Here is a 12,817-nt window from a genome sequence, read left to right as displayed (position 1 = left end):
GGCAGTTTACGCCTCCACGTCGATATTGGTGCCCAGCTGCTCGTCCGCGCTGACGGACTGATTGCCAGCCACGGAACCGCCAGAAGGGCTGTTGGTGGCCTCAGCACGGCTGCTGGCACTGTTGCCAGCCTCATTGGTGACGTTGCCGAAATCACCGCTGGAAAGCGTTGCCGCGGTATTGGTGTCCGCAGCGGAGGCATCCGGCACCGCCTCGCCACTGTTGGCGGCAGCGGAATCCAGGCCCTGCTGGGAGATCTGGACGCTCACGTCCTGCGCCGGCCGGGCATTATTGCTTCCGGCCGTGTTCTCACGCCCCTGGGCACCGTCCTGGACGCCACGTGTCTGCAGCTGCTGGGCGCCGGTATCCCGGGCCAGGTTGGCCGCCTGCGGGTTCATGCCTTCAATCATGCCGCTCACCTCGCTCAGGTGGGTTGACTGATTCCCATATTGAACAACTTCTGACCAGAGGTAAACCCCGGCCACCGGGGATACCGGGTTGTGATTTGTAACCACCAGCCCTCCCGCCGACAGCGCCACAACGCTTGTCATCAGCGGGCCCAACGGCGATACAATCCGTTGCATTGCTGGTATCGTATACAGCCAGACAATCCAACTCCAAGGTCAACACAGGGAAACACTATGGATCTCCTCATTGTTGTTCTGCTCGCTCTTGCCGGCCTGCTGTTCGTGCTGCGGCGCGAATCCGGCGCCGCGGCAGCCATCGCCGTCATGGTCGTGGTCGGCATCATCGGCCTGTTCATGGGCACGGGCTGGTTCAGCCTGCTGCTGTTCATCGGCGCCGGCATCACCGCCTTTGCCGGACTCCCCGGCCTGCGCCGCCAGTGGTTGACCCCGCGTGCCTTCGCCCTATTCAAGAAGGTGGCGCCCAAGGTCTCAGAGACCGAGAAGCAGGCCCTGGACGCGGGCACAGTCGGCTGGGACGGTGAGCTCTTCACCGGTCGCCCGGACTGGCACCGCCTGCTGACCAACCGCAACACCGGTCTCTCCCAGGATGAGCAGGCGTTCGTGGACAACCAGTGCGCCGTGGCGGCCAGCATGTGCAACGCCTGGGACATCGGCTTCGAGCGCGCGGACCTGCCCAAGGAGGTCTGGGATTACCTGAAGAAGGAACGCTTCTTCGGCATGATCATCCCGAAGGAATACGGCGGCCTCGGCCTCTCCGCCCGCGCCCAGTCCGCGGTACTGCAGAAGCTCTCCGTGAACGAATCGCTGATGGTCTCGGTGGGCGTGCCCAACTCCCTGGGCCCGGGGGAACTGCTGCTCAAGTACGGCACCGACGACCAGAAGAACTACTACCTGCCGCGCCTGGCCGACGGCCGGGAGATTCCCTGCTTCGGCCTCACCGGCCCGCGCGCCGGGTCCGACGCCACCTCGCTGCCGGACACCGGCATCGTGTGCAAGCAGGAGATCGACGGCAAGGAAGTGGTCGGCCTGCGCCTGAACTTCGAGAAGCGCTGGATCACCCTGGCGCCCATCGCCACCGTGGTCGGTCTGGCCTTCCGCATGTTCGACCCGGACAACCTCCTGGGCGAACAGAAGGATCTGGGCATCACCTGCGCCCTGATCCCGCGTGACACCGAAGGCGTGGAAATCGGCCGTCGGCACGCGCCCATCGGCACCCCCTTCATGAACGGGCCGATCAAGGGCAAGGATGTGTTCATTCCTCTGGACTACATCATCGGCGGCCCGGATATGGCCGGCCAGGGCTGGCGCATGCTGGTGGAATGCCTCTCCGTGGGCCGCTGCATCACCCTGCCCTCCGGCGCCAGTGGCAGTGGCCGCTACGCCGTGGGCCTGGCCGGTGGCTTCACCCGCATCCGCCGCCAGTTCAACACCCCGGTGGCGGACATGGAAGGCGTGCAGGAACCGCTGGCGCGTATCGCCGGCAAGGCCTACATCGCCCAGTCCGCAGTAATGCAGACCGCCAACATGATCGACAACGGCGAAAAGCCCGCCGTCCCGTCGGCCATCCTCAAGAGCCAGCTGACCGAGTATCAGCGTGACATCCTCTCCGATGCCATGGACGTTCACGGCGGCAAGACCGTCACCCTGGGACCACGCAACTACCTGGGGCTGTCCTTTGCCGGCTCGGCCGTCTCCATAACGGTGGAGGGTGCCAACATCATGACCCGCAGTCTGATGATCTTTGGTCAGGGTGCGATCCGCTGCCATCCCTATGTGCTGGATGAGCTGGCGGCCAAGGACAGTGACGACATTGATGCCTTCGACGATGCCTTCTTCAACCACGCAGGCCTCGTCTTCGGCAATGCCGCCCGCGCCTTCACCCAGGCCATCGGCATCGGCCGTGGCGACGTCCCCTTCGACAACGCGGCGGCCCCTTACGCCCGGGCCGTGAACCGCTTCAGCGCCGCCTTCGGCCTGGCCTCGGACGCGGCCATGACGACACTGGGCTCGGACCTCAAGCTGCGCGAGCTGCTCTCGGCACGGCTGGGGGATGTACTCGCCAACCTCTACCTGACCTCCATGGTGCTCAAGAACTGGCACGAAGGGCAGGCTGTGGAAGGCGAACGCGAGCTCATGGCCTACAGCTGCGAATACCTCCTGAACCGCGCCGAGAAAGCGCTGGATGAGCTGCTGGACAACCTGCCGAACCGGGCGGTTGCCGTGGCCCTGCGCTGGGTCACCATGCCGCTGGGCCGGCGCTGGAAGGCACCCTCCGACAAGCGCACCCAGGCAATTGCCCGCGCGATCAGCACGGACTCCGCGCTGCGCGCCAAGCTCACCAGCAACACCTGGGACACGCTTGAACAGAAGGGCGAGGTCTTCAACCCACTGGCACACTACAACCAGCTGCTGGCGGACTACCCGCGCGCGGACAAGCTCTACAAGACCCTGGACAAGGCGCACGCCAAGGGCGAGCTGCCCGCCGAGGCCCTGCACCCCGAGCAGAAGTTCGAGGCAGGCCTGGAAGCCGGCCTGATCTCCCAGGACGACGCCGAGTTCATGCGCAAGTACGAGGCGGAAGTGCTGGAGATGCTGAGCGTGGACGACTTCTCGTTCGACGGGCTCGCCCACAACAAGCGCAAGCTGGTGAAGCACAACGTGCTGTAACCAGCACCAGAGCGTTAAAAACCCCGGTCAGGTTCGCCCTGCCGGGGTTTTTCATTTTTGGCCCTAAGGGTCGCCTCAGGACAGTGCCACGTCCTCCCGCTCAAACCGTCCTTCCTGGTAATCCCGGATCGCCTGCTCAATCTCATCCCGGGTGTTCATCACGAAGGGCCCGTGCTGAACCACGGATTCCTTCACCGGGTTTGCCGCGAGCAGCAGCAGGCCAGCGCCTTCATCCCCGGCACGGAGGCGGAGCTCGTCGCCGCGTGACAGGAAGCCGGCATTGGTGGCAGCTACGGGTGAGAAGCCATCATCACCAGCTGATACTTCCCCGTCGTACACGTAGATCATGGCATTGCGGTCCGCGTCGATCGGCAGAGTCAGTTCCCGACCGGCCTCGATCACCAGGTCCAGATAGGTCGGCGCCGTGGCGACACCGGAGACGGGGCCCACCAGGGTATTGCCTTCAAGCACCACCTCGCCGGCGATCACGCGCACCCGGCCACCGTCGAAGGGGTATTCAGGTACCCGATCCGCCTGGATGTCCTGGTAGCGCGGGGCCTTCATCTTGTCCGCTGCCGGCAGGTTGATCCAGAGCTGGAAGCCGCGCATGTGGCCATCGCGCAGTTCCGGCATCTCCGAGTGCACGATGCCGCCGGCGGCGGTCATCCACTGCACCCCGCCTGGGCCAATGAGGCCACTGTTGCCCAGCGAGTCGCGGTGTTGCATGCTGCCCTCGAGCATGTAGGTGACGGTCTCGAAGCCCCGGTGGGGATGGGGCGGAAAGCCGCCAATCTGGCCGCTTCCGTCGTCGGCCTGGAACTCATCCAGCATCAGGAAGGGATCCAGGCGTGCAAACGGGCCCTGGCCCAGACTGCGCCTGAGCTTGACCCCATCACCGTCAGAGGCGCGCTCGCCGCGGATAAGGCGTTCAACAATGCGTTCGGTCATGTCTGACTCCCTGGGTTCATACCGGTTGCTGATGAGGCCAGTATTTCCCAGTACCGTCCGGCAGACAATCAAAGGATTCTGTTCAACTCGTTCAACAGGACTGGGGTATTCCCCGTGATGATGACAGGACTGATCCTGCTGCTTCTGGCTGTACTGCTCGGGGTGGGCCTGTACCACCGCTATAAGCCATTGCCGGCAGCAGTCGCCATGGCATCTCCCTGGTTCGAGCCTGGCGAAACCCGCTTCCTGGTGGACCACCGTTACGTGGACGCGCGGGGCCGCTCCCGCAGCCGCCGCGAGCTGGTTCCAGCCATGCTCGGGCTGATCCGCGATGCCCAGCAACGGCTGGTGATGGACATGTTCCTGTTCAATCCGGACGGTGCTGATCCTGCCGAACACCTGCCGGTCACGGAAACGCTGACCCGGGCCCTGATCGAACGCCAGCGCCAGTGCCCCGGGTTGCGCGCCACCGTCCTGGTGGACCCGATCAACAGCTATTACGGCGCCCACTGGCCGGAGCACCTCCAGCGCCTGGAAGCGGCGGGTGTTGAGATACTGGAAACGCCCCTGGCGCGGCTGAGGGATTCCAACCCGGGATGGTCGGTTTTCTGGCGCCTGCTGGTCCAGCCCTGGTCCCGCTGGCCCCAGAACGGCTGGCTGCCCAACCCCATCGGCCCCTGGCCGGTGACCCTTCGCAGCTGGCTGACCCTGTTCAACTTCCGCGCCAACCACCGCAAGATCATGGTGGCGGACACCCGGGATGGCTGGCGCGGACTGATCAGCTCCGGCAACCCGCACGATGCCAGCAGCGCCCACTCCAACGTGGGGCTTCTGGTCCATGGAGATGCAGCCCTTGCCCTGCTTGACCAGGAGCAGACCCTGCTGACCTGGGCCCGGGGGTATCGCTGCGATTTCAGGGCGCCGCCCGGCCCCGCAATGGCTCCGACAGCGGAGGGACCGGGACTGAGACTGCTCACCGAATCCCGTATCCGGGAGGCCAGCGTGGCACTGATCAACAGGGCCAACCCGGGTGATGAACTGGATCTGGCGCTGTTCTACCTGAGCCACAGGCGCGTTATAAAGGCCCTGAAGCGGGCACAGGCCCGGGGCTGCCGGCTCAGGGTGCTGCTTGACCCGAACAAGGATGCCTTCGGGCGCGTCAAGGGCGGTCTTCCCAACCGCCAGGTGGCGCTGGAGCTGCACGCCCACGGCATCCCGGTGCGCTGGTACCGCACCCATGGTGAACAGTTCCACTGCAAGCTGGTGCGACTGGAACGACGGGACGGGCGGGTGGAGCTGATCCTCGGCTCCGCCAACCTGACCCGGCGCAATCTGGATGACCTCAACCTTGAAGCCGGCTGTGAACTGGTGGGCAATGAGGAGCTGCCCGCCCTGAGGGCGGCAGGGGACTGGTTTGAGCGCTGCTGGAGCAACCCGCCGGGCTTCCAGTGCAGCGTGCCCTATGGCGTCTGGGCGGATGGCCGCCGGCGCCGTTACCTGCTTTATCGTATCGCGGAATTCACTGGATGGAGCAGTTTCTGATCAGTCCGTATCGATACCGCGGAGGGCGTTGACCAGCGCGCTCACCTCCGCATCCGGCTGATCCTCTTCCAGGGCCAGCCCCGCATCGGTGAAGACCTTCAGATCAATCCCGTGACTGCCCAGGGGCAGCTCGCGACTGATCTGGTAGGCCATGCCCGGCCGGTACTCCTCTCTCTGGCGAAGGTCCACAACACGCTGGGGGCAGGGCTGGCCCTGGGGATCCCGCACCACAAGCACCCTGGGGCGCAGGCGGTTGAGTGCATAGGTGGTGATGACAATGGCCGACTCACCGCTGTTAAGCTGGACAATGGAGCCCGGCGGGTAGACGCCAATGCACTGTATGAAATCAAGAGCCAGCGCTTCATCGAACTGGTCACCGCGCTGGTCATAGATGATTTCCAGTGCTTCCTTGGAGGAACGCGCGGATTCGAATACACGGTGGCTGGTCATGGCATCGTAGCTGTCCACAATCGACACGATCTTGGCAAAGTAGGGAATCTGGTGAGCCAGAAGGCCCTGGGGATAGCCGGTACCGTTCATGCGCTCATGGTGCGTATAGGCAACATCGACAGTGACCGGATCCACCCCCTTCATGCCGGTCAGAAGACGCCGGCCATGCTCCACATGCTGACGCATGACCACCTTTTCCTCTTCCGTCAACGCTTCTGTCTTGTGGAGGATTTCCACGGGTGTGTGCATCTTACCCACGTCATGCAGCAGACCACTGAGCGCCAGCTTTTCAATCTCGCCACCGAGCAGCCCCAGGTGGCGCCCGAAAATGGCGGACAGGATGCAGACGTTGAGGCCATGCTCAGCGGTGTAGTCATCCTTGCTGCGAACCTGAAGCAGCATCTGCAGTGCTTCATGGTTGCGCATCACACTGTCCACGCAGGATTTGACCACGGTTCGGGCCTGCCGGGCGTCAATGGTCCTGCCAAGGCGGGCGTTTTCCATGATGTCTTCAGCCAGCGCCTTGGTCTGCTCGAAGGCCTCCCGGGCGTTCGGCAACTCCGTTTCAATATCCACGGTGCTCAGGCGTGGCTCCTGCCGGCGACGTTTACCGCCACCAAAACCGAAGCGCCAGGGCCGGGCCTCCGGAACCTCCTGACCTTCCACGTACACGAAGCGACACTGTTCCTGCAGCGCGTGGATATCCGCCGTATGGCGAATGACGAATCCCTGTACCGGGAAACTGGTTTCCAGCCAGGAGCGATCCAGGCGCGTTACCGTCATGCCGAGCTTCAGCTCGCTGACGGACACCCGTATTTCAACCGGTTCGGTCTTTTCCATGGCAGAACACATGTAAGCTTGGATTGTAATGCATGGTAGCAACCCAGAGCCCTCGACACACCGATGGTTTCGTGCAGAATGCGTAAACGAACCTGCATAAAGGACGCTCCGAATGCGTACTTACCTCTTCACGGCGCTTCTGGCGGCTGCCAGTACCGTGCCGGCCATGGCATCTGATGACTTTGACCGGTGTGTGGCCGGCCTGCGTGACCATGCGCGGGACCAGGGCATTTCCGAATCCGTCACCAGCCGGGTACTGGCCGGGATCGAGCCGCTCGAACGGGTGATTGAGCTGGATCGCAGCCAGCCGGAGTTCACCCGCTCGTTCCGCGACTATCTTGAAAAACGTGTAACGGAACAGCGCATCGAAAAAGGCCGGACGCTCTACCGGGAACACTCGCAGCTGCTTGAACGGATCACCCGGGAAACCGGCGTTCCCGGCCGCTACCTGATCGCCTTCTGGGGTCTGGAAACCAATTTCGGGAGCTATACCGGCAAGATGCCAATCCCGCGCGCACTGGCGACCCTCGCCTGTGACCAGCGCCGGAGCGACTATTTCACCGGTGAACTGGTGTCCGCCCTGCGCCTCATCGAGCGCGGTGACGTGGAAGCCGACGCGATGGAAGGTTCCTGGGCCGGCGCCATGGGGCAGATGCAGTTCATGCCCTCCGTCTACCTCAAGCATGCGGTGGACGCGGATGGGTCCGGCCGGGTGGATCTGTGGAACAGCATACCGGACGCGCTGACCTCGGCGGGCCATCTTCTGAAAAGCCTGGGCTGGAACGAGGCCGAACGCTGGGGCCGGGAAGTCCAGCTGCCCGAAGGCTTTGACTACAGCCTCGCGGCAGGGCTCAAGCGCAAGCGCCCGCTGTCCGAGTGGCGGGAGCTCGGTATCCGCAATGCCTGGGGTGGCGAACTGCCACAGGCGGATATGGAAGCAGCACTGCTGCTGCCATCCGGCCACGAAGGTCCCGCCTTTCTGGTTTACGATAACTTCCGGGTGATCATGGGCTGGAACCAGTCCGAATTCTACGCCCTGGCCGTGGGCCACCTGGCGGACCGGATCGTGGGTGGCGGCCCGTTCCAGACCCGGCCACCGGATCACGAGCCCCTGAGTCGGAACACCATTGAAGCGCTTCAGGCGGCACTGAAGGAAGCTGGCCATGACCCGGGTCCGGTTGACGGCATTCTGGGCTCCGGCACCCGTTCGGCACTGCGGGACTTCCAGAAGGAGGCAGGGCTCAGGGCCGATGGGTTCCCTGATCCGGATTCACTCAGTGCGCTCGGCATCGACTGAGGTGTGGATGAAACCAATGCGCTCATCCTTCTGCTGCCACAGCTCGGTAATCCACTGCTGGAATCGGCTGCGGAAGGCCGGATCGTTGCGGTAGTCGCCACGCACCCACTGCTGGTCCAGCGGGTACTGGCGGATGTCCACGATCACCCGCGGAATCCTGTTGGCAAGCAGATCCCAGAAGCCGGGAACGCCATCGGGATAGACAATGGAAATGTCCAGGATGGTGTCGATCTGGTCACCGATTGAGGCGAGTACGAAGGAAATACCGCCGGCCTTGGGCTGCAGCAGATGCCGGAAACCTGGTTGCTGCGCCTCATGCTTGGCGGGTGTATAGCGCGTTCCCTCCGGGAAGTTCACCACGGTAATGGGCATCCCCCGGCACTTCTCACAGGCCTTCCGGGTGATTTCCAGGTCCAGTCCGCGCTTTTCCGGGTGCTTTTTCAGGTACTCACTGGAATAGCGGCGCATCAGCGGGTAATCCAGGGCCCAGAACGCCAGCCCAAGCAGGGGCACCCAGATCAGCTCGCGTTTGAGGAAAAACTTGTAGTACGGCACCCGCCCGTTGAGCACTTCCACCAGAGCGGCAATATCCACCCAGGACTGGTGGTTACACAGGACCAGGTAGGAGGTATCAAGCCGGGGGTTGAAGTCGCCTCGCAGCTCCCACCGGGTATCCAGCATACGGTTCAGCACCGCGACGTTGGCATCCACCCATTTCTCGGCGATCCACATCACGCCGCGCGCACAGCGCTGCTGGAAAGGCTGGTGGGGAACGATCAGCTTGGCAAGCGCGATCACCATCATGGGGCCGATGCCGATCAGTGTATTGATCAGCATCACCAACAGCCCCAGTATCGCGCGGATCGACGCCACCATGGCCGCTTCCCGTTATTCCACCGTGACACTCTTGGCCAGGTTGCGCGGCTGGTCCACGTCCGTGCCCTTGAGCACCGCCACATGGTAGGACAGCAGCTGCAACGGCACGGTGCACAACAGTGGCGCCAGAATGGGGTCCGTGTGGGGAATGGTCATGACGTGGGTACCTTCGCCATCCCCCATCGCGGTTTCACTGTCGGCAAACACGAAGAGTTCACCACCCCGGGCCCGTACCTCCTGGAGGTTGGACTTGAGCTTCTCGAGCAGGTCATTGGAAGGCGCCACGGTAACCACCGGCATTTCGCTGTCCACCAGTGCCAGGGGGCCATGCTTGAGCTCACCGGCCGGGTAGGCCTCCGCGTGGATGTAGGAGATCTCCTTGAGCTTGAGCGCGCCTTCCATCGCGACCGGGTAGAGCGAACCACGCCCCAGGAAGAGGCTGTGGTGCTTATCCACAAACCACTGGGAGAGCTGCTTGATGGAGTCGTCCAGGTCCATTATGGCCCGCATCTGGTGCGGTATGGCGCGCAGGGCCTGGACCAGTTCCGCCTCCCGGGCCTCGGAAAGTCCGTTGTGTCGGGCCAGCGCCAGGGTGAACATCAACAGCGCCGTGAGCTGGGTGGTAAACGCCTTGGTGGAGGCCACACCAATCTCCGGACCGGCGTGGGTCATGATCACCATGTCCGATTCCCGTACCAGGGAACTGCCCGGCACATTGCAGATGGCCAGCGCCGCCCGGAAGCCCGCATCCCTGGCCTGGCGCAGGGCCGCCAGGGTGTCGGCGGTCTCGCCGGACTGGGAGATGGTCAGGAAGAGGGTCCCGTCCTGGATGACATGGCTGCGGTAACGGAATTCAGAGGCGACCTCGACGCTGCAGGGAATACCCGCCAGCTCTTCGATCCAGTAACGCGCTACCATCCCGGCATGGAAGCTGGTGCCGCAGGCCACGATCTGGACATGACGCACTTCCCCCAGCAGGCGCGAGGCCTCGGTACCCAGGGCCTGCTCAAGCACCCTGCTCTCGGTCACCCGTCCCTGCAGGGTGGCCTCGATCACATCCGGCTGCTCGTGGATTTCCTTGAGCATGAAATGCCGGTAGTTGCCCTTCTCGGCGGCGTCCGCGCTGTGCTCGAAACGGTTGATGGGTCGCTCGACGCGCTGGCCGCTGGCGTCAGTGATGGTCACCGATTCGGCCCGGACCAGCGCCGTGTCGCCTTCGGCCAGATAGATGAAACGGTCTGTGACCGGCAGCAGGGCCAGTTGGTCGGAAGCGACAAAATGCTCGCCGATCCCCACCCCGATCACCAGCGGGCTGCCCTGGCGGGCCACCAACAGAGTCTCGGGTTCGTCCGCGTGCAGAACCGCCAGGGCATAGGCTCCCTCAACCTGGCTTACCGCATTGTGGAAGCCGGTGACCAGATCCCCGGCGTTGGCGTATTCACGCGCGATCAGGTGCGCCAGCACCTCGGTATCGGTTTCGGACGTGAAGGTGTAGCCATCGTTACGGAGCTGGTCACGAAGCGGCTCGAAATTCTCGATGATGCCATTGTGCACCACGGCCAGACGTTCGCCGGACATGTGCGGATGGGCATTGGCCGCGGAAGGCTTGCCATGCGTGGCCCAGCGGGTATGGGCAATGCCCAGGTGCCCACTGGGCGGGTTGCTGCCGACAGCCTCTTCCAGGGCGGCGACCTTGCCCACTTCCCGCTGGCGCTGGATGCCGCTGTCCGGATCCAGAACGGCCAGGCCGGCTGAATCATAGCCACGGTACTCCAGGCGCCTCAGGCCCTCGATCAGAATGCCCTGGACGTCACGGCGCGCTGCCGCTCCCACGATTCCGCACATGCCTAGCTGCCTCCCTCTTCGCTGTCCCGCCCGTTTTCCGCCGGCACCCAGTCCGGGATGTTGCGCTGGCGACCACGGGCCACCGCCAGTTCGCGATCAGCGACGTCCCGCGTAATGGTGGAACCCGCGCCCACAAGGCTGCGCTCACCGAGGGTCACCGGGGCCACCAGCGAGGTGTTGGACCCGATGAAGGCACCGTCACGGATCGTCGTATGGTGCTTGCTGGTGCCATCATAATTGCAGGTTATTGTACCCGCGCCAACATTCACGCCCGCGCCCATGGTGGTATCACCCACATAGCTGAGATGGTTCACCTTGGCACCCTCGCCAATGCTGCTTTTCTTGATCTCAACAAAATTGCCCACCCGGGCGTCCCGGCCCACCAGCGCATCCGGCCGCAGCCGGGCGAAGGGCCCGATAACGGCACCCTGGTCCACTCGTGCGCCCTCTATGACGGATTGGGCATCCACCCGGACATCCGAGCCGATGCGACAGTTACGCAACACCACGCCCGGGCCGATCTGGACCCTGTCACCAAGCACCACGTCGCCTTCAAAAACCGTGTTCACATCGACGACCACGTCCTGGCCGGTTTCCACGCGACCCCGGACATCCACCCGGGACGGGTCCGCCAGGGTGGCACCGCCAGCCATCAGCGTCAGGGCCTGTTGACGCTGGAACCAGCGCTCCAGTTCCGCCAACTGGGCGCGGTTGTTCACACCCTGAACCTCCTCCGGTTCATCCGGCTGGGAGACTTCGATGCCCAGCCCTTCCGAGCGACCAAGGGCAATGATGTCGGTCAGGTAGTACTCACCCTGGGCATTATCCGAGGACAGCGCAGGCAGCCACTGCTTCAGCCGTTCCGCCGGAGCCCCCAGGAGGCCTGTATTCACTTCAGTGATCACCAGCTGCTCCGGGGTGGCATCCTTCTGCTCCACGATACCGGTAACGGTTCCCCGGCTGTCACGGAGTATACGGCCATAGCCCGCCGGATCCGGCAGGTTGACCGTCAGCAGGCCCAGTGATTCCCGGCTGATGGCACCGGCCAGGCGTGCCAGCGTATCGGCGGAGGTGAGCGGCACATCCCCATAGAGCACCAGTACCCGCGCGGTTTCCGGGATCCCCGGAAGGGCCTGTGCAACCGCATGCCCGGTGCCCAGCTGCTCCTTCTGGATGACCCACTGGATATCGCTTCCGGGCGTCTTCTCCCGGACCTGCTCCGCGCCATGGCCGATCACCACATGCAGACCGTCGGGACGAAGGCTGCGTCCTGCTTCCAGCACATGGTGCAGAAGCGGCTGCCCGGCCAGCGAATGGAGCACCTTGGGCAGGGAGGACTTCATACGGGATCCCTGGCCAGCGGCCAGGACGACGATGTGCAGGGGTGTCGCCATCCGTTCACACTCCTTGAATCAGAAAAACCGCATTGGATCATGCCCCAACAGGGCCATGATCGGCAATGCGGTTTCCAGTAACAACCCGAGCGCCGGGTCAGCCGGTATTCAGCGCTTCTTGCGGCGCAGCTTCTCCAGCGTCCGGAGCTGGGCAGCAGCCTCGGCCAGACGCGCGGCAGCACGGGAATAGTCAACCTCGCTGCTGCGGTTGGCCAGCTCACGTTCGGCTTCCTGACGGGCCCGTTGCGCGGCGGCCTCATCCATATCATGGGCACGCTCGGCAGTGTCCGCCAGGATCGAGATCTTCTTGGGCTGAACCTCGAGATATCCGCCGGAGACGAAGAAGACTTCCTCCTTGCCGTCTGCCATCCGGATGTTCACGGGCCCGGGAGCCAGGCCGGTCAGCATGGGCGTATGGCCTGCCATAACGCCCAGCTCGCCGTTACTTGCGGTCGCGGTCAGCATCTCCACCTCACCGGAGAAGATGCTTTCCTGCGCGCTCACAATGTCACACTGTACGGTGTTAGCCATT

General features: G+C 63.8%; 10 protein-coding genes. 3 read left to right on the top strand and 7 right to left on the bottom strand.

The features are described from left to right. Positions 1-6: 6 nt before the first annotated feature. Positions 7-408, bottom strand: coding sequence for a hypothetical protein (locus CK501_RS02620; RefSeq protein ID WP_143421370.1), 402 nt, complete (start codon positions 406-408; stop codon positions 7-9). Positions 409-639: 231 nt separating this feature from the next. Here CK501_RS02620 and CK501_RS02615 point away from each other — a divergent pair, with 231 nt between their 5' ends. Further along, positions 640-3,093 (top strand): acyl-CoA dehydrogenase, encoded by a 2,454-nt coding sequence (locus CK501_RS02615; RefSeq protein WP_095616157.1) that lies wholly within the window; start codon positions 640-642, stop codon positions 3,091-3,093. A 75-nt stretch (positions 3,094-3,168) separates the two neighbouring features. Here CK501_RS02615 and CK501_RS02610 read toward each other — a convergent pair whose 3' ends face one another. Further along, on the bottom strand, positions 3,169-4,041 hold the full coding sequence (locus tag CK501_RS02610) for a pirin family protein (RefSeq protein WP_095616156.1): 873 nt from the start codon (positions 4,039-4,041) through the stop codon (positions 3,169-3,171). A 117-nt stretch (positions 4,042-4,158) separates the two neighbouring features. Between CK501_RS02610 and CK501_RS02605 the strand changes: the two genes are divergently transcribed. Further along, on the top strand, positions 4,159-5,583 hold the full coding sequence (locus CK501_RS02605; protein ID WP_095616155.1) for a phospholipase D-like domain-containing protein: 1,425 nt from the start codon (positions 4,159-4,161) through the stop codon (positions 5,581-5,583). On the opposite strand, the gene CK501_RS02600 is transcribed toward CK501_RS02605, so the two are convergent. Beyond that, positions 5,584-6,873, bottom strand: coding sequence for an HD-GYP domain-containing protein (locus CK501_RS02600; protein WP_095616154.1), 1,290 nt, complete (start codon positions 6,871-6,873; stop codon positions 5,584-5,586). Between the two features lie 112 nt (positions 6,874-6,985). Here CK501_RS02600 and CK501_RS02595 point away from each other — a divergent pair, with 112 nt between their 5' ends. Then, on the top strand, positions 6,986-8,170 hold the full coding sequence (locus tag CK501_RS02595; protein ID WP_095616153.1) for a lytic murein transglycosylase: 1,185 nt from the start codon (positions 6,986-6,988) through the stop codon (positions 8,168-8,170). On the opposite strand, the gene CK501_RS02590 is transcribed toward CK501_RS02595, so the two are convergent. From CK501_RS02590 to CK501_RS02575, 4 genes are all read right to left on the bottom strand, one after another. After that, positions 8,144-9,046: an acyltransferase gene (locus CK501_RS02590; RefSeq protein WP_095616152.1), complete on the bottom strand. Its 903-nt coding sequence runs from the start codon at positions 9,044-9,046 to the stop codon at positions 8,144-8,146. The genes CK501_RS02595 and CK501_RS02590 overlap by 27 nt on opposite strands. Positions 9,047-9,058: 12 nt before the next feature. Next, positions 9,059-10,891 (bottom strand): glutamine--fructose-6-phosphate transaminase (isomerizing), encoded by a 1,833-nt coding sequence (gene glmS, locus CK501_RS02585; protein WP_095616151.1) that lies wholly within the window; start codon positions 10,889-10,891, stop codon positions 9,059-9,061. Positions 10,892-10,893: 2 nt separating this feature from the next. Then, a complete protein-coding gene (gene glmU, locus CK501_RS02580; protein WP_095616150.1) occupies positions 10,894-12,285 on the bottom strand; it encodes a bifunctional UDP-N-acetylglucosamine diphosphorylase/glucosamine-1-phosphate N-acetyltransferase GlmU in 1,392 nt (463 codons plus the stop codon). A 108-nt stretch (positions 12,286-12,393) separates the two neighbouring features. Continuing rightward, positions 12,394-12,816, bottom strand: coding sequence for a F0F1 ATP synthase subunit epsilon (locus tag CK501_RS02575; RefSeq protein WP_095616149.1), 423 nt, complete (start codon positions 12,814-12,816; stop codon positions 12,394-12,396). Between the last annotated feature and the right edge of the window lies 1 nt (position 12,817).

Source organism: Halovibrio salipaludis (assembly GCF_002286965.1).
In the GTDB taxonomy this organism is placed as follows: Bacteria; Pseudomonadota; Gammaproteobacteria; order Pseudomonadales; family Oleiphilaceae; genus Halospina; species Halospina salipaludis.
Note: the sequence above shows the minus strand (reverse complement) of the source record. Positions and strands in the feature narration are given on the sequence as shown.